The 22,237-nt window shown below is 58.9% G+C and carries 22 protein-coding genes; 7 read left to right on the top strand and 15 right to left on the bottom strand.

Annotation, left to right across the window (positions count from 1 at the left end; all coding sequences use genetic code 11):
* Positions 1-41: 41 nt before the first annotated feature.
* Positions 42-815 carry a YlmH family RNA-binding protein gene (locus tag BLQ24_RS01380; RefSeq protein ID WP_143004218.1) on the bottom strand — a complete coding sequence of 258 codons (774 nt, stop codon included), beginning with the start codon at positions 813-815 and terminating at the stop codon, positions 42-44.
* 145 nt (positions 816-960) lie between these two features.
* Between BLQ24_RS01380 and BLQ24_RS01375 the strand changes: the two genes are divergently transcribed.
* On the top strand, positions 961-1,860 hold the full coding sequence (locus BLQ24_RS01375) for a PHP-associated domain-containing protein (RefSeq protein ID WP_090161894.1): 900 nt from the start codon (positions 961-963) through the stop codon (positions 1,858-1,860).
* 256 nt (positions 1,861-2,116) lie between these two features.
* On the opposite strand, the gene BLQ24_RS01370 is transcribed toward BLQ24_RS01375, so the two are convergent.
* The 8 genes from BLQ24_RS01370 to BLQ24_RS01335 all read right to left on the bottom strand — a co-directional run bounded on the left by BLQ24_RS01370 (position 2,117) and on the right by BLQ24_RS01335 (position 10,886).
* Entirely contained in the window at positions 2,117-3,313 is a 1,197-nt protein-coding gene (locus tag BLQ24_RS01370) for a pyridoxal phosphate-dependent aminotransferase (RefSeq protein ID WP_090161892.1), read from the bottom strand.
* Positions 3,314-3,716: 403 nt separating this feature from the next.
* Complete coding sequence (larC, locus tag BLQ24_RS01365) at positions 3,717-5,027, bottom strand: nickel pincer cofactor biosynthesis protein LarC (protein ID WP_090161891.1); 1,311 nt, start codon at positions 5,025-5,027, stop codon at positions 3,717-3,719.
* Positions 5,027-5,785, bottom strand: a complete 759-nt coding sequence (larB, locus tag BLQ24_RS01360; RefSeq protein ID WP_090161889.1) for a nickel pincer cofactor biosynthesis protein LarB — start codon at positions 5,783-5,785, stop codon at positions 5,027-5,029. The genes larC and larB overlap by 1 nt, the downstream gene beginning before the upstream one ends.
* Positions 5,786-5,787: 2 nt before the next feature.
* On the bottom strand, positions 5,788-6,633 hold the full coding sequence (gene larE, locus BLQ24_RS01355) for an ATP-dependent sacrificial sulfur transferase LarE (RefSeq protein ID WP_090161887.1): 846 nt from the start codon (positions 6,631-6,633) through the stop codon (positions 5,788-5,790).
* A gap of 43 nt (positions 6,634-6,676) precedes the next feature.
* A complete protein-coding gene (locus BLQ24_RS01350) occupies positions 6,677-7,429 on the bottom strand; it encodes an energy-coupling factor transporter transmembrane component T (protein ID WP_090161885.1) in 753 nt (250 codons plus the stop codon).
* Positions 7,426-8,421, bottom strand: a complete 996-nt coding sequence (cbiM, locus tag BLQ24_RS01345; protein WP_090161883.1) for a cobalt transporter CbiM — start codon at positions 8,419-8,421, stop codon at positions 7,426-7,428. Before cbiM ends, BLQ24_RS01350 begins: the two co-directional genes overlap by 4 nt.
* A gap of 16 nt (positions 8,422-8,437) precedes the next feature.
* A complete protein-coding gene (locus BLQ24_RS01340) occupies positions 8,438-9,124 on the bottom strand; it encodes an energy-coupling factor ABC transporter ATP-binding protein (RefSeq protein WP_090161882.1) in 687 nt (228 codons plus the stop codon).
* A 229-nt stretch (positions 9,125-9,353) separates the two neighbouring features.
* On the bottom strand, positions 9,354-10,886 hold the full coding sequence (locus tag BLQ24_RS01335) for a C69 family dipeptidase (protein ID WP_336433251.1): 1,533 nt from the start codon (positions 10,884-10,886) through the stop codon (positions 9,354-9,356).
* 159 nt (positions 10,887-11,045) lie between these two features.
* Here BLQ24_RS01335 and BLQ24_RS01330 point away from each other — a divergent pair, with 159 nt between their 5' ends.
* Positions 11,046-12,212: a pyridoxal phosphate-dependent aminotransferase gene (locus BLQ24_RS01330; protein WP_090161878.1), complete on the top strand. Its 1,167-nt coding sequence runs from the start codon at positions 11,046-11,048 to the stop codon at positions 12,210-12,212.
* Positions 12,213-12,219: 7 nt separating this feature from the next.
* Here the strand turns inward: BLQ24_RS01330 and BLQ24_RS01325 are convergent, their stop codons facing one another.
* On the bottom strand, positions 12,220-12,726 hold the full coding sequence (locus BLQ24_RS01325) for a gamma carbonic anhydrase family protein (RefSeq protein ID WP_090161876.1): 507 nt from the start codon (positions 12,724-12,726) through the stop codon (positions 12,220-12,222).
* 238 nt (positions 12,727-12,964) lie between these two features.
* On the opposite strand from BLQ24_RS01325, the gene BLQ24_RS01320 reads away from it, so the two are divergent.
* From BLQ24_RS01320 to trxA, 3 genes are all read left to right on the top strand, one after another.
* The gene (locus BLQ24_RS01320; protein WP_090161874.1) at positions 12,965-13,657 is read left to right on the top strand and encodes an iron-sulfur cluster assembly scaffold protein; all 693 of its coding nucleotides are present in this window, start codon (positions 12,965-12,967) and stop codon (positions 13,655-13,657) included.
* 7 nt (positions 13,658-13,664) lie between these two features.
* On the top strand, positions 13,665-14,675 hold the full coding sequence (locus BLQ24_RS01315; RefSeq protein ID WP_090161871.1) for a GGGtGRT protein: 1,011 nt from the start codon (positions 13,665-13,667) through the stop codon (positions 14,673-14,675).
* Between the two features lie 129 nt (positions 14,676-14,804).
* Positions 14,805-15,113, top strand: a complete 309-nt coding sequence (gene trxA / locus BLQ24_RS01310) for a thioredoxin (RefSeq protein WP_090161869.1) — start codon at positions 14,805-14,807, stop codon at positions 15,111-15,113.
* A 109-nt stretch (positions 15,114-15,222) separates the two neighbouring features.
* Here trxA and BLQ24_RS01305 read toward each other — a convergent pair whose 3' ends face one another.
* A complete protein-coding gene (locus tag BLQ24_RS01305) occupies positions 15,223-16,212 on the bottom strand; it encodes a LysR family transcriptional regulator (protein ID WP_090161867.1) in 990 nt (329 codons plus the stop codon).
* A 105-nt stretch (positions 16,213-16,317) separates the two neighbouring features.
* On the opposite strand from BLQ24_RS01305, the gene BLQ24_RS01300 reads away from it, so the two are divergent.
* Both BLQ24_RS01300 and BLQ24_RS01295 read left to right on the top strand, forming a co-directional pair.
* Positions 16,318-16,926, top strand: a complete 609-nt coding sequence (locus BLQ24_RS01300) for a chromate transporter (RefSeq protein ID WP_090161866.1) — start codon at positions 16,318-16,320, stop codon at positions 16,924-16,926.
* Positions 16,923-17,486 carry a chromate transporter gene (locus BLQ24_RS01295; RefSeq protein ID WP_090161864.1) on the top strand — a complete coding sequence of 188 codons (564 nt, stop codon included), beginning with the start codon at positions 16,923-16,925 and terminating at the stop codon, positions 17,484-17,486. The genes BLQ24_RS01300 and BLQ24_RS01295 overlap by 4 nt, the downstream gene beginning before the upstream one ends.
* Before the next feature lie 11 nt (positions 17,487-17,497).
* Here the strand turns inward: BLQ24_RS01295 and hypE are convergent, their stop codons facing one another.
* Genes hypE through hypF form a run of 4 tightly spaced genes read right to left on the bottom strand, consistent with a single transcriptional unit; the run spans position 17,498 to position 22,218 of the window.
* The gene (gene hypE, locus BLQ24_RS01290) at positions 17,498-18,502 is read right to left on the bottom strand and encodes a hydrogenase expression/formation protein HypE (RefSeq protein WP_090161861.1); all 1,005 of its coding nucleotides are present in this window, start codon (positions 18,500-18,502) and stop codon (positions 17,498-17,500) included.
* A 5-nt stretch (positions 18,503-18,507) separates the two neighbouring features.
* Positions 18,508-19,560, bottom strand: a complete 1,053-nt coding sequence (gene hypD / locus BLQ24_RS01285) for a hydrogenase formation protein HypD (protein WP_242869546.1) — start codon at positions 19,558-19,560, stop codon at positions 18,508-18,510.
* A 55-nt stretch (positions 19,561-19,615) separates the two neighbouring features.
* A complete protein-coding gene (locus tag BLQ24_RS01280; protein ID WP_090161857.1) occupies positions 19,616-19,825 on the bottom strand; it encodes a HypC/HybG/HupF family hydrogenase formation chaperone in 210 nt (69 codons plus the stop codon).
* 17 nt (positions 19,826-19,842) lie between these two features.
* On the bottom strand, positions 19,843-22,218 hold the full coding sequence (hypF, locus tag BLQ24_RS01275) for a carbamoyltransferase HypF (protein ID WP_090161855.1): 2,376 nt from the start codon (positions 22,216-22,218) through the stop codon (positions 19,843-19,845).
* Between the last annotated feature and the right edge of the window lie 19 nt (positions 22,219-22,237).

Here is a 22,237-nt window from a genome sequence, read left to right as displayed (position 1 = left end):
GACAGCAGAGGCAGCAGCGACAGCAGAGGCAGCAGGATTTTCTACAGTTTTTTCAGCAGAATGTTAATCCGGCCTTTCCGGGACGTGCCGCCCACTTCCTCCAGAATCACCTTCCCCTTGTGCCGGAGGACGATCTCCGCTCCCTCCTCCACCGGACGGTCTGTCTCCAGACACTCCATGTGATCCACGAAGACCAGGCCGCTCCGGACCGCCGCCGCCGCCCGGCCACGGGACAGGCCGAAGGCGGAGGCGATGATTCCGTCCAGTCGGAGCGAAGCCACCGTATCCCGGACCAAAGTCCCTTCCCGTACCGGAACAAGCAGTTCCTTCACCGGCAAAAGGGTCAGGCTGAGATTCGTCCTGCCGGCCTGGGAAAAGTTCTGCAGAACATAGTCCGCCACCCGGCTGAGCACCAGAATGTCCGCTCCTTCCGGCCGCACCAGAATATCGCCGATCATCTCCCGCTTCAGCCCCAGCCCCATGAGGGCTCCCAGATAATCCCCGTGACTGAGTTTCCGTCCCGTGCGGGAAGCCGCGGACCGGGCGCTGTGTTCCGCCCGGATCACTGAAAGAAGCCCGGTCACATATTCCGCCTCCATATCCGCATAATCCGGAAGGCACACCATGATCCGGCGGTCCGCATCTTCATATCCGCCCCAGAACGAGATGCCGCACCCCCGGGGCTCCCGGAAGGCGAGCCGCAGCATCGACTGCTGATGAGCATCCAGAAAGTCCGTATTGGTCACCATATTCCTGCTCAGACACTGCATGGCCCGGTCTTCCGCCATTCCCCGTATCAATTCATCGCTGTTCACCGATCGTTCACCCCTTTTATCTTTGTCCGTCCGAAATCTATCCGAAGTCTGTCCGACGTCTGTCCGAAAAAATCACAAAATAATCATCTCTTCATATTGTAGCACCCGCCATTTCAGTGTATATCATTACACAGGAGGAATTGCAATGAAATTTGATATGCATTGTCATACAGCAGAAGGTTCCATCGACGCACGGATCAGCATCCGGGATTACGCACAGCTTCTGAAGGATCAGGGATTCAGCGGAATGCTGGTGACGGACCACGACTCCTACAACGGGTATCGTCACTGGAAGCTGCACCGGGCATCCATGCCGAAGGATTTTCTGGTTCTGAAGGGCATCGAATATGACACCCGGGACGCCGGCCACTACATCGTCATCATGCCGGACGGCGTCAATCTCCGGCTCCTGGAAATGCGGGGCATGTCCGTGGAGTCCCTGATCCGGCTGGTGCACGACTACGGCGGCGTGCTGGGTCCGGCCCATCCGTTCGGAATGAAGAGTTCCAGCGCCATGTTTTATCGGAAAATGATGCGGGACACGGATCTCATGTCCCATTTCGACTTTCTGGAGGGGCTGAACGCCTGTGAAAAAGCCAGCTCCAACTCCCGGGCCCGGGATCTGGCCGAACAGTACGACCTGCCCTGCATCGGCGGCACCGACGCCCATGTGGGGAAATACGTGGGGCTGGCGTACACCATCTTCGACCGGGACATTACCTGCAACAACGACATGATCGAGAGCATCCGGGAGCGGGGCATCGTGGCCTTCGGCGGCCGGGAGCGGGAATACCGCCGCATTCACGAGAAGCGCAACCTGGCCGTGACGACCTGGAGTTTCAAGGCGTTTAACTTCACCATGGGGAAGATCCTGGCGCCGGTCCGGAACCACCGGCTGAACCAGGCTTTGGAGGACAAAAAAAATCTCCTGCAGGCGGCCGTCGTCCAGGCAGGCCACCGCAGGGAAAAGGCCGAACACGCTGCGCCGCCGGCAGAGCGATCCGGCATTTCTGCCATGACGGATCATGTCGGGCAGCGGGAGTGAAAAACCGCAAATTTTATCTGACGCACACACTTTGAGTAAAATAATTACAATCTCCAAATCCTTCCATCCAAAAGCCTGGTGCGAAAAATCGATTTTTTGATTTTCCGCACCAGGCTGAATTATGTCGCCTTTGATTTTCAGGGGAACCGGCCGGAATCGGGTGCGAAAATCGAATTTTTGTTCATGTCGCACCCGCCCGGCTTCGCGCACCGTCTTCATCGACCGCACCCGTCCGGCTTCGCGCACCGGCTTCGACTTAGAAGTACTTCGCCGCCAGCTCCCGGAATGCCGGCTCGGATTTCAGGATCATTTCATGGTCGACGCAGAATGCCAGACGGACATATCCCGGTCCGGCGAATCCGCTGCCGCCCGCCATGATGATGTGGCAGTCGATGCCGGCGTTCACGAAGGCATTGTCATCGCCGTCCGGGGCCTTGACCCACAGATAGAAGGCGCCCTGCGGCTTCACTGCTTCGAAACCTGCCTCTGTTACAATCCGATAGAGATCTTCTGCGTTCTTTTTGTAATAATCCACATCCACCTTCTCGTTCAGGCAGCGGGCCACCGCCAGCTGAATCAGGGACGGTGCATTCACAGTGCCCAGCACCCGGGTCGTCACCGCCAGGGCCGCCAGCAGTTCTTCTGCGCCGTCTGCCTCATCTCCCACAGCCAGATAGCCGATGCGCTCTCCCGGAAGGGACAGGGATTTACTGAAGGAATAGGCGACGATGGTGTCGTCGTAGAACTTCGGTGCGAACGGTACCTCCACGTCGGTATAGACCAGTTCCCGGTACGGCTCGTCGCTGATCAGGTAAATCACCGTTCCGAATTCTTCTTCCTTCTTCTTCAGGATCGCCGCCAGCTTCGTCATGGTTTCCTCGGTATAGATGACACCGGTCGGATTGTTCGGATTGTTGATGATCACGCCCTTCGTGCGCGGTGTGATCAGTTTCTCGAAAGCGTCCAGATTCGGCTGGAATCCGGTTTCCGGACTCTGGGGCACGGCCACGGTCTTCCCGTTGTAATTTCTGACATAGTTCGCATACTCCAGGAAGTACGGCGCAAATGTGATGATCTCATCCTCATCATCCAGGATAGTACGAAGCACCACATTCAGCGCATAGGCTGCGCCGGTTTCCATGACGATATTTTTTGCGGCATAGTGGGCGCCTTCCCCGCCGAAGCGCTGGTTCAGATTGTCGGCAATCGCCTGCCGGGTCAGGTCAAATCCCGCATTGGACATATATCCGTGAACCACGTGGGGATCTTCTGTATTCAGAATATCGATGATCGCCTGCTTCACCGCTTCCGGCGGATTCACATTCGGGTTGCCCAGACTGAAATCGTACACGTTCTCCGCACCTATCTCCGCTGCCAGATTCTTCCCCAGTTCGAACATCGCCCGGACTGTCTTGTTTCCCTCCATGTACGGCGCCATATGTTTCGAAATCATTTTCTGTAACCTCCTGTTATCGCATTCTCTCCTGTATTTCTTCGGTATCTGCTGTTTCTTTCCTTCAGACACCGAAATTATTATACATCACACACAAAACAATTGCATCTGTTTCGTGGCAGGAAACGAGTTTAGTGCATTGCATCGGAGAAGTGCGCCGCAGACAAAAAATACACCGCCGGAACCGTTCCGCTTTTCCAGGGGTTCCGGCGGCAATGTGACCGCTCTATTTCTGTTTTTTGTCCTTCCATACCGAAAGCAGCGCCAGGACAGCGCAGACCAGACACCAGCCGGCCCAGATCATCAGGTCCGAATAACTTCCGGCCATTGTGAAACCGATCAGAGCACCCAGCCCGAACAGTACGATGAGAGCGATATTTCCGCCCTTCCGTCCCGGTTCCGCTTACCGCAGCCGTTCCGTGCAGAACCCCAGGATCGCCTCATACACGTCTCCGAAGGCCATTTCCCGTTCCCGGGCGATCCGGATCACACTCTCATATTCCGGATAGTACATCCGTTTTCCCTCAAAGGTACAGACTTTCACGTCTGCCTCCCCCAGTCCGAACTGCACCCGGATGTTCTCCCGGTCCAGAACCGTGCGTTCCATCGCCGTCCGCCGGATGCCGATGGAGGTGGTGTGACGGAAGATGATCCGTTCCATCTCCGGAATATCCCCTTCCGTACAGATGACATTCAGCAGATAGGCCGGACGGTTTTTTTTCATGAAAACCGGGATATAGTGAACGTCCCGGGCGCCGGCCCGCAGCAGTTCATCCATAACGAACCCCAGCTGTTCTCCGGTGCTGTCGTCAATGTTGGATTCCAGCTTCCAGATCCGGCGGGAATCCGCCGGATTCTCCTCCTCTTCCGGCTGAATCAGCATCGCCCGCAGCACATTCGTGTGTTCGTACGCCCGCTTTCCGGCGCCGATCCCCGTGCGGAGCACCCGGTACCGGCCCGGCAGCCGGTCCGATGTGATGAGGGCTGCCGCGATCGCCGCACCGGTGGGCGTAATGAATTCGCCCCGCTCGTCAATCCGGGTGAAATGAAGCCCGGCTGCCTCCATAATGTTCTGGGTCGCCGGCACCGGCACCGGCAGAATGCCGTGCTGACACCGGACGGTGCCGGTGCCCTCCCCCAGGGACGGGATGATCACTTCCCGGATGCCCAGATTGTCGAAGCAGACGGCGGCCGAAACCACATCCACAATGGAATCGATCGCCCCCACCTCGTGGAAATGCACCTGGTCCGCTGCAAGCCCGTGGGCCTTTGCCTCCGCCTCCGCCACGAAGGAGAAAATGCGGAGGGCCAGCTCATGGGCGGCCGGGGTCATGTTCACCTTTGTCAAAATATCTTTCACATCCTGATAGTTCCGGTGCTCATGATGATGGTGATGGTCATGCCCGTGCATATGGTCATGCTCACGGTCGTGATGATGCTCATGGTCGTGATGGTGCTCATGGCCGTAGAGATATTCCATATCGTGATCATGATTTTCGTGAGCCTCGTCCAGAATGACGCTGAAGTCACAGCAGTCGATGCCCGCCTTCTTCACCCGGGAGATCTTCGTCTGAAATCCCTCCGCCGGAATACTGGCAAGGGCATCCTCCAGCACCTTCCGATCTGCCCCCAGATCCAGAAGCGCCGCCACGGTCATGTCACCGCTGATTCCGGCACCCGCATCCAGGTACAGGATCTTTTCACTGCTTTCCATTACTCTGCTCCTTTCACGGCCAGTCTGCTGATCTGCGTGGCAACATAACCGGCGCCGTAACCATTGTCGATATTCACCACCGTGATGCCGTTGGCACAGGAATTGATCATGGTGAGCAGGGCGGACACGCCTCCCATGCTCGCTCCGTATCCCACAGAAGTGGGAACGGCAATGACCGGGTTCCGCACCAGACCTCCCACCACGCTGGCCAGGGCCCCTTCCATGCCGGCCACCGCCACCACGGCACTGGCTCTGCGGATGTCTTCAATCCGGGCCAGAAGGCGGTGGAGGCCGCTGACCCCCACGTCATAGGCCCGGTACACATTGGTTCCGAAGTACTCGGCGGTCTGGGCAGCTTCCTCCGCCACGGGGATATCCGCTGTACCTCCGGTCAGAACGGCGATCTGCCCTTTCCGCTCCGGGCCGCCCTCCTCCGGCTCCACCTTCAGAATCCGGGACACCGGATCATAGACCGCCCGGGGCAGGGCCCGCTGCACCAGCTCCGCCTGATGCCGGGAAGCCCGGGTGCCGAAGGCCCGGCCTTCTTCCGCCACCATCCGCTCATAAATATCCGCCAGATAGGCATCCGGCTTACCCTGACAGAAGATGACCTCCGGGAACCCGGTTCGGTCTTCCCGGTCGGTATCCAGCCGGGCGAATCCCATCTCGGCGAATCCACCCTGTTCCAGAATCCGGTCCGCTTCTTCCGGCGTGAGAATCCCGTCCCGGACCTGTTCCAGTACCGTTTTTCTGTCCATCCTTATTCCTCCCGTTTCAGTGCTTCGTTCATGCTGCCGGAGCGGAAGCCCCGAAGATCCATGGACACATAGATATAACCCAGGGAACGGAATGCGGACGTGATCTCTTCCCGGAGCGCCAGCAGACGGTCCATATCCTCCGGCATCACTTCAATCCGGGCCAGATCTTCGCCGTGAACCCGGACCCGCATCTGACGAAACCCCCGGTCCATGAGAAACTGCTCCGCCCGGCCCACCTGCTTCAGCTTTTCTATGGTAATCCGCTCCCCATACGGAAAGCGGGACGCCAGGCAGGCGTAGGACGGTTTCTGCCAGGTGGCCAGGCCCAGCCCCCGGGACAGTTCCCGGATTTCCGCCTTGGTCAGACCCGCCTCCCGGAGGGGGCTTTGGATGTCCAGTTCCTCCAGCGCCCGCATGCCCGGCCGGTAATCCGCCGCATCCGATGCGTTGGTTCCGTCGCACACGAAGTTCATCCCTTCCTCCCGGGCGATGGACCGGATCTTCGAAAATTTCGCTTTCTTGCAGATATAGCAGCGGTCCGGCGGATTCTCCGAAAAGCCCTGGATGTCCACCTCCTGGGACTCGATCACCCGCTGGCGGATGCCTTCCGCTTCACAGAAAGACACCGCATCTTCCAGTTCGAAGGCCGGGAATGCGGCGGACCGGGCTGTCAGGGCCAGTACTGAATCCGTGCCCAGCGTATCATGGGCTGTTTTCAGAAGGAACGTGGAATCCACACCGCCGGAGAAGGCCACTGTCACACTACCCATCTCCCGAAGAGACGCCTTCAGACTATCATATTTCTTCCGCAAAGCGGGATCCACGATGATTTCCTCCCATGTATTCATCTAACTTTCTCCATTTCCATCAAACTTGGTAATACCATTGAAATTACAATCCCATCGCCTTTTGGCAATATACGAACCATGCAGCCATCACAGGGATCAGAAGCAGAATCGCCCCGCTCCTTCCCCGGGACCACTTCCGCCCCAGCGACGGGTATTCTCCGTTGAAGCAGCGGCAGGCCATGGCCTCCGCCGTTTCCCGGGACATCTTCTGAGATTTCAGGAAAGTAGTCCCCAGAATGCCCCCCACGCCGGCGCTGCGCCAGTCCGCCGGACGCACGGTTCTCAGATCCACCGCTTCCAGAATCCGTTCGCTGAACCGTCCCAGAAGAACCAGAAAGCGGATGGTGCTGTCCAGAGTAAACAAAAAAACATCCGGCACATGACACTGCCTGAGGGTGCCGGTCATCTCCTTCCAGCTGACGATTTCATTCAGATTCGCCAGAATCAGCACGGAGACACCGGCCCGGAGGGTCACAGTCATCAGCGCAGAAGGGTGCCCCAGAAACACCCCGGGCATCATGATCAGAGCCGTGAACCCCGCCGCCGACAGCACCGTGCCGGTCACACGGCGGACCGCTTCCGCCGGAAGGAGCGCCAGCCGCAGCAGTTCCTCCGCCAGAATGGTCAGCACGAAGAACGCATTCCGGGACAGGGCTGACAGCAGAATCGCCGTCAGCGCCGCCAGCAGCCGGGTCCAGGGGGCGGGATTCTGTGTATTATTCTTCCGGGCCCGGTCGTGTTCCCGGATGCGGGACAAAACCCGAAGCACGCCGGCGCTCATTTTCCGGTGCATCATGGGCGGGCCTTTCCCTTCGTGCCGGCGGAAATCAGTTTGAACACAATCACCAGAATCGCCACGCCGATGACCGCCGACAGAACATAGCCCGCCGCCTGGGGCATGTTTCCGACCGAATAATCTGGCAGCAGTGCATTCCAGCTGAATCCGCTGCGCATTCCCGCCGGCGTATACCCCGCTCCGGTGGAAGCGATCTCATCGGCCCCCCATTCTCCCCAGGCAGTGCCTTCCGCCAGCAGCCCCAGGGGGGTCAGAATGATCAGCCCGGCCACCAGAAGTTTCACCGGCAGGGATGTGCCGGCGGCGCCGCTGTGTGCAGGATCCCCGATCCGGACCTGATCCGGAGAGGTTTTCTCCAGGAAAGCGTATACCGCCGTTGTGTACACCACCTCTGCCAGACCGAATACGGTCAGATGTCCGATCATCATGGCCGGTACCGCAATCTCCAGTCCGTACGGGCAGTACAGTGCCTGTCCGGCGGCATTCGTAAACAGCATGGGCTGAATGCCGAATTCAATGGCTGCACAGAGGGCAGCTGCATTGATTCCTGCATAGGCGCCGATCCCCAGGCCGGCCAGTCGCCCCTTTCCAGTTCTGACCCGTCCCATGATCAGCCGGGCAGTTCCGTATCCGACAAACGGCATGACAAACGCCATGTTAAAGCAGTTGGCACCGAAACTGAGAATCCCGCCGTCACCGAAGAGCAGTGCCTGCAGCAGCAGTGCCACACTGACGGCGATACATGCCCCCCAGGGCCCCAGCAGTGCGGCGATCAGGGTGGCGCCCACCGCATGGCCGGTGGTTCCCCCGGGAATCGGGATATTGAACATCATCCCCAGAAAAGAAAACGCCGCAGCCACACCCACGGCCGGAATCTTCTCCTTCGGAATCTGCTCCCGCACTTTTCTCACAGCAATCGTCCACACCGGTACCATGGCAGCCGCCATCACCCCGCAGGTCTGGGGGCTGAGATAATTATCCGGAATATGCATGGTTCTCCTTTCTCTCTCAACCGTTCCGCTTCTCCTCTTCCGGCAGAATCCGGTGATCTGCGGTCATCCTCACCCGGATACCGTCCACCGCATCCCGGAGTGTCCGGTCGTGGGTCGCACAGATCACAATCCGGTCTCCTTCTCCCGCCGCCCGGATGTACTCCAGAAAAAATCCCTGGCACTTCTCGTCCAGACCGTTCATCGGCTCGTCCAGCACCAGAACCGCCGGATCCATGGCCAGCACCGAGGCCAGCGCCACCCGTTTCTTCTCCCCGCCGCTGAGGTGGAAGGGCGCCCGGTCCCGGACCCGGCCCAGTCCGAACATCTGAATGTATTTCTCCACCCGGTCCCGGACTTCCTCTTCCGGCAGCCCCAGCTGGGCAGGCCCGAACAGAATCTCGTCTTCCACGCTGGCACAGAACAGCTGAACCTCCGGATCCTGAAATACGAAGCCAATCTTCCGGTGAAAATCCATCCGGAACCCCGGGTCCTTCATGGTCTTCCCGCTGATCTCCCAGCCGTCGAACAGATACCGGCCTTCTGTGGGATAGTCCAGCCCCAGGAGAATCCGGAACAGGGTGGATTTCCCGCAGCCGTTCGGGCCCTCTATGGTGTACCGGTTTCCCCGCTCAAATGTGTAATTCAGATGATCCAGAACGAGACCTTCCCCGTAACTGAAACATACATTATCCAGTGTGATCATTCTGCTCCTGTTCCGATCCGGACAGTCCGGATCCTTCTCTGCTTCTGCCGCAGCACGGGCCGGCGGCAGACCTTATCTCTAAAATATACCTTATTCCGGGGTATTTTTCAATTTTTACCGCTCGCCGGGCGCACGGAAGGGCGCACAGAAAGGGCCGCCGCCGGAGGCTGATCAGCTTCTTCCGGCAGCGGCCCTGTTCTGGGATCATCTCTGTTCTGTTTTCCCTGTCCTAAGCGTCAGAGCGGGAGAACTTGTTTCTCATCTGCATACTGACGGTGAAGAGCACCTTATCCATCAGATCGTCGGTGCATTCCTGGGTGAAATCAGACATTTTCTGGTTTCTCTCCTCCAGGAACCGGCATACATTCTGCGGCTTCTCCCCTGTGAAGGCATCGTCCGATTCGTGGATGTGGCGATGGGATTCATATGCCACCTTGTTCTGATACTGCTCGATCAGATTGGCACACTGCTGGAAATGCGGGTCTGCCAGAGCGGCAATCAGCCGGTTGGACCAGTAGAAACTGTCTGTGGACACCTTCGCCGTGGTGTTCTTCATATATTCCGGTGTGTCCTCCACATTGGTGTAGAACGGCACCAGTGCATTGAACGCATTGGAACCGAAGGCCACCCACTGGAGGCAGCGGATCTCTTCCGGCATGTACGGACGAATCTGTGTGACAGACAGTACCGCATTCCGGTTGATGCCGATCGGGCGGAATTTCTCCCGCCACTCCTCCGGACCGAATCCGCCGTACGGATCGTACTCGGTGTTCTGATAGTGGCCGGAGAGTGCGTACTTCACCTCTTCAATGCTGATCTTCCGTTCCGGCACCAGACTCCACGGCATGTTGTCGGACATCGGGGTGAAATCAGCGTCCGGGCCTTCCCATGTGAAGGTATTCGGATTCAGATACCGGAGAATGAACCAGGCTCTCGGTGTATTATATGTATGGTCCGCATCGTCATGGCTGCCGAAGGCGCCCCGGGCATCGAAATCCGTGACCTTCCGCAGATCCTTCTCTTCCTTGTCCAGATCCATGGTGCGGTCCAGATGATACTTCTCGATGAATTCAATCATGTCCGAAGAGCACATATGATGCTCCCGGGCACCGAAGGCATCACTGAAATCGAAGGAATCGATTCCCTGCTGGTTCGGCATGACCACGTACTCGTCATCCGGCACCCGCTTCGCAATCCAGTGATGACCGCCGATGGTCTCCAGCCACCAGATTTCATTCACATCCTGGAACCCCACCGCATTCATCTCGTAGGTTCCGTACTGCTCCAGCAGGCTTCCCAGCCGTTCCACCCCTTCCCGGGCGGAATGAATATACGGCAGAACCAGCGTCGGCATGTCCTCTTCTCCGAAGCCGTCCGGCACCATCGGGTCCGCTCCCTGCACCATGGCATTGGATGTAATCGTTTCCGTGGCCGTCATGGAGACATTCACTTCGTTGATACCGCCCTGTCCCCAGTATCCGCCCACCTTCTGAACCGCATCCGGTGTTTCCGTGTAGCGCATCGGCTGATCCGGCAGGTCGATCTCGAAATCCGAGAGAACCGAATGATAGTGCCGCGGCTGATCTTCCGGCATGACCACTTCGAACTTCTTGAAGTTGAAATCATCGGAACCGGAATCGTCGTCCCGCGCCATAATGGTGGATCCGTCGTAACTTGCATTCTTTCCCACTAACAAAGTTGTGCAGCCCATTTCATAGCTCCTTTCTCTCCTGCAGATTTTCCAGTTATCTACCACGTCCATTATATACCGCCCCAGAATTTTCTCAACAGTCAGATTCGGGGAATATTTTTTATTTCTCCCGATTTTTTGTCGCATTATCACAGAAAAGCGATTATAATGGGATGGAAAAATGGAATTAATTCACAAGACAAGGCCGAAAACACCCCAGGAGGTATACATATGAAACCACTTTCCGAAAGAACATCCACTTTCACAGACTCCGTCATCCGCCGCATGACAAGGATCAGCAACCGGTACGGCGCCGTCAATCTATCCCAGGGATTCCCGGACTTCGATCCGCCCCGGGAGATCACCGACCGGCTGGCAGAGGTCGCCCACGAGGACTTCAACCAGTATGCCGTCACATGGGGCGCACCGAATTTCCGGCAGGCCCTGGCAGAGAAGCAGTCGAAGTTCATGGGCCGTCCCATCGATCCGGATACCGAGATCACGGTGACCTGCGGCAGCACAGAGGCCATGATGGCGGCCATGCTCACGGTGGCCGATCCGGGGGACAAAGTCATCGTTTTCTCCCCGTTCTATGAGAATTACGGCGCAGACACCATCCTGTCACTGGCAGATCCGATCTACGTTCCTCTGGTGCCGCCCACCTACGCCTTCGATCCGGAACAGCTGGAAGATGCCTTCCGGCAGGGCGCAAAGGCGCTGATTCTCTGCAATCCCTCCAACCCCTGCGGGAAAGTCTTCACCCGGGAAGAGCTGGAACTGATTGCGGATCTGGCCATCCGGTACGACGCTTACGTCATCACCGATGAAGTGTATGAACACATCGTATTCGACGGACGAAAGCACATCTATATTTCTTCTCTTCCGGGCATGGAAGAACGAACGATTTCCTGCAGCTCTTTGTCCAAGACCTACTCCGTGACCGGCTGGCGGCTCGGATACATCATCGCCCCGCCGGCCATCACAGACGTGATTAAGAAAGTCCACGACTTCCTCACGGTAGGCGCCGCTGCACCGCTGCAGGAGGCCGTCATCCCGGGGCTCCGCTTCGGCCAGAGCTACTATGACGAGTTCGCCGCCATGTATCAGCGGAAGCGGGATCTGTTCCTGGCGGGACTGGATGACATCGGCGTTCTCCACAACGTGCCCCAGGGCGCCTACTACGTCATGATGGACATCAGTGAATTCCACTACGACAGTGATCTGGAGTTCTGCGAAGACCTGGCCCGCCTGGTGGGCGTGGGTGCCGTGCCAGGGTCCAGCTTCTTCCACGAACCGGTGAATCACCTGATCCGCTTCCACTTCGCGAAGCAGGACGCCACCCTGAACGAGGCGCTGAACCGGCTGCAGGATCTCCGGAGGAAGATGCCGGTGAAGTAGCGGGCCGTTATAACTTCCGCAGCACTGCTCCTCCGGCCGCTTTCATGGCCCGGGCCTCTTCCACGTATTCTTTCGCACTGGCCCGGTTTCCTTCGATTTCTTCCGGCCGGAGATCCCGGCGGATTCTTGCAGGACTTCCGAAAGCCATGGAACCGTCCGGAATGACGGTTCCTTCGGTGACCAGGGCGCCGGCACCGATCAGGCAGTTGTTTCCGATTTTTGCGTCATTCAGCACGATGGCCCCCATGCCGATCAGGGTGTTGTCCCCCACGGTGCAGCCGTGGACGATGGCGTTATGGCCCACGGTGCAGCCCCGGCCCACATGCACCGGCCGGCCCGGCTCCGCATGCAGCACACAGTTATCCTGAATGTTGGAGCCGGCCCCGATCCGGATCTCCGAGTCTGATGCCCGGAGCACCGCATTGAACCAGACACTTCCCCCTTCTTCGATATTTACATTGCCCGAAAGCCGGGCACCTTCCGCGATGAACACGGTTTTGTCAATTGTTCCCATAGAAACTCCACCTTTCTGTTTTCCTGTTTGATTTCCCAAATCAGCGGGTTTTCCCTATTATATCACTTCCGGCATTTCTCCCGGCAGAAATTGTTTTCCCCCTTCCCCTTGCACACTCCGCTGCCCCCGTGCTACGATCAGGGGAGGCGCCGCTTCGCAGGCGGCGCGGGAAGTACGACCAATCGAAGTACGATCAACTGCCGAAAGGCTTTTTTTCAGTAACAGAAGGACGTGAAACATGGTTTACTCAACTGTTGTAGAGGAAATGTGTCCTGTGGCGAAGGGCGCATATCACGGTCCTGCACCGATTCCGGAAGAAGGAAGATGGGTTCAGGCCAAGGAAATCAAGGACATCAGCGGACTGACGCACGGCGTCGGCCGGTGTGCGCCGCAGCAGGGCGCCTGCAAACTGACACTGAACGTGAAGGACGGCATCATTGAAGAGGCGCTGGTGGAAACCATCGGCTGCAGCGGCATGACCCATTCCGCCGCCATGGCTTCCGAGATTCTGCCGGGGAAGACACTGCTGGAAGCGCTGAACACCGACCTGGTGTGTGATGCCATCAATGTGGCGATGCGGGAACTGTTCCTGCAGATCGTTTACGGCCGTTCCCAGACTGCATTCTCCGAAGGCGGTCTGCCGGTGGGCGCCGGACTGGACGACCTGGGGAAGAACCTCCGGAGCCAGATCGGAACGATGTACGGCACGAAACTAAAGGGATCCCGCTATCTGGAAATGACAGAAGGTTATGTGAACCGGATCGCACTGAACGAAGCCGACGAGATCATCGGCTATGAATTCATCAATCTCGGAAAGATGATGGACATGATCAAGGACGGAACCGGGGCCGAAGAGGCGCTGGAGAAGGCGAAAGGCCATTACGGTCAGTTCGAAGACGCTGTGAAATACATTGATCCGAGAAAGGAGTGATCGGGAAATGGCATTATTTGAAGGATATGAACGCCGGATCGGGAAGGTGGAAGGCGTACTGAAAGAATACGGCATCGCTTCGCTGGAAGAAGCAGAGAAGATCTGCAGCGACGCGGGTATCTCCCCGTATCAGATTGCGAAGGATGTGCAGCCGATCTGCTTCGAAGATGCGGGCTGGGCCTACACGGCCGGGTGCGCCATCGCCATCCGGAAGAACGTGGAAACCGCAGCGGAGGCGGCGGAAGCGATCGGACTCGGACTCCAGAGCTTTACCGTACCGGGAAGCGTTGCGGATGACCGGAAAGTCGGCATCGGCCACGGCAACCTGGGCGCCATGCTGCTCCGGGACGAGACGAAATGTTTCGCCTTCCTGGCGGGACACGAAAGTTTCGCAGCGGCGGAAGGCGCCATCGGCATTGTCAATAATGCGAACAAGGCCCGGAAAGAGCCGCTTCGGGTCATCCTGAACGGCCTGGGAAAGGATGCGGCCCAGATCATCTCCCGCATCAACGGTTTCACCTATGTTAAGACACAGTTCGACTATCACACCGGAGAACTTGCCATCGTGAAGGAAATTCCGTACTCCAAGGGCCCGCGGGCGGCGGTCCGCTGCTACGGCGCCGACGACGTCCGGGAAGGCGTCGCCATCATGCACCACGAGAAGGTGGACATCTCCATCACCGGAAACTCCACCAACCCGACCCGGTTCCAGCATCCGGTAGCCGGCACATACAAGAAAGAGTGCATCGAACAGGGCCGGAAATATTTCTCCGTGGCATCCGGCGGCGGCACCGGCCGCACCCTGCATCCGGACAACATGGCGGCGGGCCCGGCATCCTACGGCATGACCGACACCATGGGCCGCATGCACTCCGACGCACAGTTCGCCGGTTCCAGCTCCGTGCCGGCCCACGTGGAAATGATGGGCTACATCGGCATGGGCAACAACCCGATGGTGGGCTGCACCGTGGCCTGCGCCGTGGCGGTGGAGGAAGCGAAGAAGGCCGGCAGATTTTAACAAAAAGTTTTTTGTTTGGCTTCCGGATTCGGGTGTATCTATAGAGTGTCAGATAAATTTAGCACAATCTAATCCGCGGGCGGAGGCCGGAAAAGCCGCCGCCCCGGGCAAGAGATAAGGAGGCCCACTATGGCAGCACAGACAGTAACTGTAGAAGATTTCCAGAAGGAAGTTCTCGAATCCGATATCCCTGTACTCGTTGATTTCTGGGCAGAATGGTGCGGACCATGCAAGATGCTGTCCCCGACCATTGCGGAAATCGCCGATGAAGCGGACGGCTTCAAGGTCGTAGCAGTCAATGCGGACGAGGCGATGCCGCTGATGAGAAAATACAAGATTTTCTCCATTCCGACACTGATCGTCTTCAAAGGCGGTGAAGTGTACAAGCAGTCCGTCGGTGTCATCTCCAAGGAAGAGGTTCTGGATCTGCTGAAATAACAGAAAGCCCGACCGAAGAACGATTCCGAGAACATGTTAGCCAGACGAGAATAACCCGGTCAACTGACCGAATACCAATTGAATACCACACCAGGCTCCCGGCAGCGTCCTATGCAGGACCCTGCCGGGAGCTTTTCTTTTCGTTTTCTTCTTCCAGAATACGGAATAACCGGTCGGACTGGCTGGTATGGGCCGCCTCCCTCAGGCGGACACAGGTCAGCCGGGTCATCAGTTTCTCATCCGAAAGGCCCCGGATGATCCAGTCCGGCCGGGACGCCGCCACATCCCGCGCCAGGAGCGCCGAAGGCAGCACTGCCGCCCCCAGTCCGGCGGCGGCCCACTGCAGAGCGGTTCTGGCGTCGTCACAGATGCATACCACCCGGGGCTCGATGTCCCGGATGCGGAACCGGTCATGAAGAAGGGTCTCCCACCGGCGGTAGATAATCAGGGGAACGCCGGACAGTGCCTCCAGAGACAGAGGCTCCGGCAGGAAAGGGTCCGGCGCTGCAGGGTACGGCGTCATCTCATCCGGCGATGCACCGCCCTTCGGCGCCGCCCCGCCATCCCTTCCGGCTGCAATCAGCGCTGCCGGCCCCGCCACCACCATTCGTTCCTCCCCGAGCTGAATCTGCTCCAGCCCGGTTTCCGGATAAGGGGTCCTTACCAGGGCCAATTCAATCTCGAATTTCCGGATCTTCTCCAGCAGCTCGTAGGTATTCCCCTCTGTCACCCGGAACCGGAATTCCGGCCGCTCCTCCCGGAACCGGTGCAGCGCCCGGTCCAGAACCTCCGACCGGCAGGAAGAAACCATGCCGATACGGAGGGTGCCGAATTTCCCGGCCCGCAGGCCGGAAAGTTCATCCGCCGCCGCCCCGGCCAGATCCACGATCTCGGAGGCATACCGGTACAGCGTGCTCCCGGCCTGAGTAATGCGTATGTGCCGGGATCCCCGTTCAAACAGGGGCACACCATATTCTTCCTCCAGCATTTTCATCTGTTTGCTGAGAGGCGGCTGGGAAAGGTGCAGCTTCTTAGCCGCCGCCGAAATCGTGCCCTCTTCCACCACCGCCATGAAATAGCGCAGCTGTCTTATATCCATTCGATATACTTTCCCTTCTTACCAAATATTATTCATATAGTTTCTTCTATGTTATAGTAATGGACGAAAGCTGATAATGCAAGTTGACAGAGAAAGAGGCGTGAAATGGGAAAAGCAAGAGAATGCTGGGAACTGTTCCGGACCTTTGCCGGAATCGGCGCAGTGACCTTCGGCGGCGGCTATGCCATGCTGCCGATCCTCCAGCGGGAGGTTGTGGAAAAGCGGGGCTGGGCCACAGAAGAAGAACTGATGGATTACTATGCCATCGGCCAGTGCACCCCGGGCGTAATTGCGGTGAATACTGCGACGTTCATCGGCAATAAGCGATGTGGTATTGTGGGCGGTATTTTCGCCACCCTGGGTGTGGTGACTCCGTCCGTCATTATCATCACGGTGATTGCGGCATTCCTGCGGAACTTCGCTCACCTGTCGGTTGTCCGGCACGCCTTCGCGGGAATCCGGGCCTGTGTAACGGTTCTGATCTTCGACGCCGTGTGGAAACTGGGAAAGAAGTCCCTGGTGGACTACCGGAGCGTCATTCTGTTTCTGCTGGCGCTGGCGGTGAGCATGTTCACGAAACTGTCGCCGGCGCTCATCGTCATCTGCGCCGGCCTGGCGGGTTTCCTCATCGCTCCCCGCTCCACGAAATCCCTGAGCGGGAATGATTCCGCCGCTGAGAAATCTGAAACGAACCGGAAAGGAGGCCGCGCATGATTCTGATGCACCTGTTCTATGAATTCTTCAAAACCGGATTATTCTCTGTGGGAGGCGGACTGGCTACCCTTCCGTTCCTGGCAGCCATCGGCCGGAAAACCGGATGGTTCGGCACGGACGACCTGGCGAATATGGTGGCGGTCTCCGAATCCACCCCGGGGCCTCTGGGAGTCAACATGGCCACCTACGTAGGATTCACCACCATGGGCATCATCGGCAGCATCACTGCCACCCTGGGCCTCATCGCTCCGGCCATCGTGGTCATCTGCATCATTCAGAAACTGCTGGACAAATTCCGGGATTCCGCAGCCGTCCAGAAAATCTTCTACGGCCTCAGGCCGGCCAGTGTGGCGATGATCACGGCGGCGGGACTGGGCGTGGCGAAACTCAGCCTGCTGGACCTGACCCGGTACCAGCGGACCGGCTCCTGGGCGGATCTGTTCGCATGGAAGGCTGTTCTTCTGGCCGCCGTCATCCTCCCTTTGTACAAAAAATTCAAGCTGCACCCGGTCGTCTATATCGCAGGCGCAGCTGTCTCAGGCATTGTATTCGGAATGTAAAGCGGAGCGTATCAGCAGATACGGGGAAGAAGCTCGCCCCCCGGCTGGGGCAGCAGGGTTTCGCTGCCGATCTCGGTGTGGACCACCACGCTGCCCGCATGATCTTCGGTCACCTCGCCGATGACCGCCGCATTCCGGGAATACTTCCCCCGGCGCAGGACTTCCACCAGCGCCGGGGCGTTTTCTTTCGGCGTGAACACCACCATGCGGCCCTCGCAGGCCAAGTAGAGGGGCTCCAGACCCAGCATGCCGCACACGCCCCGGACCTCTTCCTGCACCGGAACGGCGGTCTGCTCCAGCCGGATGCCCACACCGGCCTGGTCGGCAATTTCATAGAGAACCGTTCCCACGCCGCCCCGGGTGGCGTCCCGGATGACGTGAATGTCCTTCGTCACTTCCAGCATGGACTCCACGGTGCCCCACAGCGGCGCACAGTCGGAAGTGACATCCGCCTGAATGCCGAATTCATTCCGGGCCAGCAGAATCGAGCAGCCGTGGCGCCCCACATCGCCGGTGACGATAATCGCATCCCCCGGCTTCGCCTTACTGCCTGCCGGAGCGGCTCCTTCCACCAGCTGTCCGATGCCCGAAGTGGTGATGTAGCAGCCGTCAGCCTGCCCTTTCCCGGCCACCTTCGTGTCGCCGGCCACGATGACCACGCCTGCTTCCTTCGCCGTCTCCGCCATGGCACGGACGATCTCCTCCAGGGAATCCACCGGAAATCCCTCTTCAATGACGAAACTGCAGGTGAGATACAGCGGTTTCGCCCCCATACAGGACAGGTCATTCACCGTTCCACAGACGGACAGCCTGCCCACATTGCCCCCCGGGTAATTCCAGGGAGATACGATGAAACCGTCGGTGGACATGGCAATCCGGCCTTTCGGCGCTTCCAGCACCGCAGCGTCATCTGCGGTCAGAAGCGGGTTGTCGAAGTATTTTTTGAAAAGATTGCCGATGAGGTCTGCCGTCTGACGGCCTCCTGCCCCATGGGCCATGGTAATGAATTCTGACATAAGCTCTATCTCCTGTTGAAATCGTATTTATAGTATGCCGAGCAGGCGCCCTCTCCGGACACCATGCAGGCGCCCACAGGATGCTCCGGTGTGCAGGCCCTGCCGAACACCGGGCACTGATCCGGCCGGCATTTCCCCTGCAGCACCTCACCGCAGCGGCAGGCCGGATTCCCGTGGCCTTTGATCTCGGGCAAATTAAATTTTTTGCGGGCGTCCCAGTCTTCGAATTCCCCCTGCAGCGCCAGACCGGAAGACGGAATGATGCCCAGCCCCCGCCACTCCGCATCCACCGGTTCCATGGTGGAACGGATGATTTCCCGGCCGGAAGCACTTCCTTCCTCTGTCACAACCCGGGGGTAACAGTTGACGAAGAATGGCCGGCCTTCCTCTGTTTTCTTCAGAATCACCGCCAGTGCAGTGATCACCTCCGGACCGGTGAATCCGCAGACAACGCCAGAAATTCCCTCCCGCATCAGTTCGTGGTAGATCCCGGTGCCGGTGATGGTGCTCACATGGCCCGGGTACAGGAAGGCATCCGCCGACCCCCGGAGAGCCCGGTAGGCGTTATCCATGGTCTTGTTGGCGGTCAGGATTGCGAAGTTCGGAATCCCCGCCTTCCGGGCGTTCCGGACCGCCAGACAGCTGGCCGGCGTGGTGGTCTCGAATCCCACGGACAGGAACACCACCTGCTCTTCCGGGTGCTCCTCTGCGTATTTCTCCGCATCCAGGGGAGAATAGACCATTTCGATTTTTGCTCCCTTCGCCCGGGCATCCGCCAGGCTCATCTCCGAACCCGGCACCCGCACCAGGTCCCCGAACGTGGCAATAGTACATCCCTTCTCCAGGGCCAGCATCAGCGCCTCATCGATATATCCTACCGGCGTCACACACACGGGACAGCCCGGTCCGGAAATGAGCCGGATATTCTCCGGCAGCATGTTCCGGATTCCCAGACGGAAAATCTCGTGGGTGTGGGTACCGCAGACCTCCATGATCCGAAGACCAGGTCCGTCGTACTGCCGGATCATTTCGGCCGCTTTCTGTATTTTCTCGTTCATATCTATTCTCCCATCCGGGCGCCGGGCTGCTCCCGCAGCCTGCCGCCTTCACCGCTTACAGAACTGCGTCCAGAATATCCTCCGCCTCTTCTTCGTCCGCACCGCTGATTTTCGCAATCGCCGCACCGGCGTGAACCATAACGAAATCACCCGGTTCCAGATCGGCGATCAGCGCCGCCGACACGGTTCTTTTCGCACCATGGGCGTCAATGACGGCCATCCCGTCTTCCACCTGTTTCACTTTCGCCGGTAATCCAACACACATATCCTTTGCCTCCTGTGTCACTGTTGTCCATTATACAATCCGTAATATGCCTGTCCCAAACTGATGCCGCCGTCATTGGGCGGAATCAGCCGGTGGGTCAGAACCCGGAACCCGGATTCTGTCAGCAGCTCCTCCGCCCGGTCCGTCAGCAGAGTGTTCTGCATGACGCCGCCGGTGAGTGCCGCCGTCCGGAGCCCGGATATTCGCTCTGCCTGCCGGCACCCTTCCAGAATCCTGCGGGCCATCCACTCATGGAACCCGTAGGCCAGCCGGCCGGGATCTTCCCCCGCCCGGCGCATCTCTCCCAGTTTCCGGAAGAATTCCGCTGCCGGAATTTCGAAGGAACCGTCTGCATCTGTCCGAATGCCCGGTTCTTCCTGCAGACCGCTTCGCCGGATCCGCTCCGCTTCCGCCGGATGCTGATCCCGCCACGCCTCCGCTCGGAACTGAAGCACCATGGCGGCTTCCCCTTCACAGGTGGAGCACCGGCGGAATCCCAGCAGAGCACTGACAGCATCGAACAGACGTCCGGCGCTGGAGGAAGAAACGCAGTTCACATGATTTCGGACCATCGTCCGGATCATTTGAAATTCCTGCTCCGAGCAGACACCCAGTTCCCGGGCCATCCCGCCGGCATCCGGCGCCCCGTCCTGATCCAGAAGTGCCGCCGCAATCCGCCAGCCCTCCCGGGAGGAAAGATCCCCGCCTGCCTGGGGGAAGCAGGAAAGATGCCCGATCCTGCGGTATCCCATCGGATCTGCGATCAGAAACTCGCCGCCCCAGACTGTTCCGTCCGGCCCGTAGCCGGTGCCGTCGAAGGAAACGCCGATCACCGGGTCTTCCCGGTCGTTCTCTGCCATACAGGAGAGAACATGGGCATAGTGATGTTGAATGGCCGTCACCGGAAGCCCGGTTTCCCGGGCGGCCAGCGAGGAATTATACCGGGGGTGCAGATCACAGATCACCTGCTCCGGCTTCTGCTCCAGCAGGTCCTCCATCCGGGATACCGCCTGCCGCAGTGCCTCCACGCTGCGCAGATCCGACAGATCCCCGATATACGGAGAAGGATAGAGCAGGTCCTCCGTTCCGATGCAGAAGGTATTTTTCAATTCTCCCCCCATGCCCAGCACGGCGCCCGTCCGGTCCGGTTTCTTCTTTCCGCCGGACAGCATCACCGGCAGCGGCGCATACCCCCGGGACCGGCGGATCATGTAGGGGCCTCCTGCCCGCCAGGCCATCACAGAATCATCCGCCCGGAGCCGGATCTTCCGGTCATTGGACAGAACGGCATCACACAGGCCGGACAGATTCTGAAGCACATCCTCGTCAGTGCGGCAGATCGGGGCGCCCTTCGGATTGGCAGACGTCATGACGAAGCAGTCTGTCATGGGCAGGCCGTCCGGATAATCGAACAGCAGCATCTGCACCGGCGCATAGGGCAGCATGACTCCCACATTGGGATTATCCGGGCAGACGGAAGGCGCCAGCCGGCCGGAATCCGGCCGTTTCCTAAGCAGCAGGATCGGTTTCTCCGGTCCCTCCATCACTTCCTCCATGCCGGGCTGAAGAATGCATTCCCGGAGGACCGTCCCCCGGTCCTTCATCATGACGGCGAAAGGCTTGAACGGCCGGGATTTCATTTTCCGCAAACGGGAAACCGCCTTTTCGTTCGCAGCGTCACAGCAGAGATGGAAGCCCCCGATTCCCTTCACGGCGAGGATGCCGCCCTCCCGGAGAATCCGGCGGGCGGCCAGAAGGGACGGCCGATCCCCCCGGGCGAGGACATTCCCGGAAGCGCCGTCCAGCAGATACAGCCGGGGGCCGCACGACGGGCAGCACACCGGCTGGGCGTGATACCTTCTGGTGGCCGGATCGGTGTATTCCGCCTCGCAGTCCGGGCACATGGGAAATTCCCCCATACTGGTCCGAACCCGGTCATAGGGCATCCGGTCCAGAATCGTCAGCCGGGGGCCGCAGGCGGTGCAGTTGATGAAGGGATGCAGATAACGGCGGTCCTTCGGATCGAACAGTTCCCGGCGGCACTTCGGGCAGGTGGCGATATCCGGGGACACGAAAATATCTCCCCGGACTTTCTCACTCTCGATAATCCGGAAGCAGGAATCTCCGGCTGCAGGTTCCGGCCGCTCTTCCTGCTTCAGAATCCGGGCCCGCTCCGGGGCATCTTCCCGGATCCTGCCGGCGAACGCAGCCACCCGTTCTTCCGGCCCTTCCGCAAAAATTTCCACATAGGGTCCCTTGTTACAGACACTGCCCGCCACACCGGTCTCCCGGGCCAGCCGGGCGATGAAGGGACGGAATCCCACCCCCTGCACAATGCCGAACACCCGGATGCGCCGCCGCTTCGTTCTGTTGTTTCCTGTGGATTTATCCATAATTTCTCTCCTGACCGCT

Origin of the sequence: Eubacterium pyruvativorans (assembly GCF_900102225.1) — a bacterium.
GTDB lineage: Bacteria > Bacillota > Clostridia > Peptostreptococcales > Anaerovoracaceae > Aminicella > Aminicella pyruvativorans.
Note: the sequence above shows the minus strand (reverse complement) of the source record. Positions and strands in the feature narration are given on the sequence as shown.

Bases quoted from the DNA above. Each gene is read 5' to 3' on its own strand.
- BLQ24_RS01340 (WP_090161882.1), bottom strand. From the start codon at position 9,124: ATGATCACACTGGATAATGTATGTTTCAGTTACGGGGAAGGTCTCGTT.
- larB (WP_090161889.1), bottom strand. From the start codon at position 5,785: ATGGACAGAAAAACGGTACTGGAACAGGTCCGGGACGGGATTCTCACG.
- BLQ24_RS01325 (WP_090161876.1), bottom strand. From the start codon at position 12,726: ATGGGAACAATTGACAAAACCGTGTTCATCGCGGAAGGTGCCCGGCTT.
- larE (WP_090161887.1), bottom strand. From the start codon at position 6,633: ATGAATACATGGGAGGAAATCATCGTGGATCCCGCTTTGCGGAAGAAA.
- BLQ24_RS01335 (WP_336433251.1), bottom strand. From the start codon at position 10,886: ATGGACGTGGTAGATAACTGGAAAATCTGCAGGAGAGAAAGGAGCTAT.
- hypE (WP_090161861.1), bottom strand. From the start codon at position 18,502: ATGTCAGAATTCATTACCATGGCCCATGGGGCAGGAGGCCGTCAGACG.
- BLQ24_RS01305 (WP_090161867.1), bottom strand. From the start codon at position 16,212: ATGGATATAAGACAGCTGCGCTATTTCATGGCGGTGGTGGAAGAGGGC.
- BLQ24_RS01280 (WP_090161857.1), bottom strand. From the start codon at position 19,825: ATGTGTGTTGGATTACCGGCGAAAGTGAAACAGGTGGAAGACGGGATG.
- BLQ24_RS01295 (WP_090161864.1), top strand. From the start codon at position 16,923: ATGATTCTGATGCACCTGTTCTATGAATTCTTCAAAACCGGATTATTC.
- hypD (WP_242869546.1), bottom strand. From the start codon at position 19,560: ATGAACGAGAAAATACAGAAAGCGGCCGAAATGATCCGGCAGTACGAC.
- trxA (WP_090161869.1), top strand. From the start codon at position 14,805: ATGGCAGCACAGACAGTAACTGTAGAAGATTTCCAGAAGGAAGTTCTC.
- BLQ24_RS01300 (WP_090161866.1), top strand. From the start codon at position 16,318: ATGGGAAAAGCAAGAGAATGCTGGGAACTGTTCCGGACCTTTGCCGGA.
- BLQ24_RS01370 (WP_090161892.1), bottom strand. From the start codon at position 3,313: ATGATTTCGAAACATATGGCGCCGTACATGGAGGGAAACAAGACAGTC.
- hypF (WP_090161855.1), bottom strand. From the start codon at position 22,218: ATGGATAAATCCACAGGAAACAACAGAACGAAGCGGCGGCGCATCCGG.
- BLQ24_RS01350 (WP_090161885.1), bottom strand. From the start codon at position 7,429: ATGATGCACCGGAAAATGAGCGCCGGCGTGCTTCGGGTTTTGTCCCGC.
- BLQ24_RS01320 (WP_090161874.1), top strand. From the start codon at position 12,965: ATGGTTTACTCAACTGTTGTAGAGGAAATGTGTCCTGTGGCGAAGGGC.
- BLQ24_RS01315 (WP_090161871.1), top strand. From the start codon at position 13,665: ATGGCATTATTTGAAGGATATGAACGCCGGATCGGGAAGGTGGAAGGC.
- cbiM (WP_090161883.1), bottom strand. From the start codon at position 8,421: ATGCATATTCCGGATAATTATCTCAGCCCCCAGACCTGCGGGGTGATG.
- larC (WP_090161891.1), bottom strand. From the start codon at position 5,027: ATGGAAAGCAGTGAAAAGATCCTGTACCTGGATGCGGGTGCCGGAATC.
- BLQ24_RS01375 (WP_090161894.1), top strand. From the start codon at position 961: ATGAAATTTGATATGCATTGTCATACAGCAGAAGGTTCCATCGACGCA.
- BLQ24_RS01330 (WP_090161878.1), top strand. From the start codon at position 11,046: ATGAAACCACTTTCCGAAAGAACATCCACTTTCACAGACTCCGTCATC.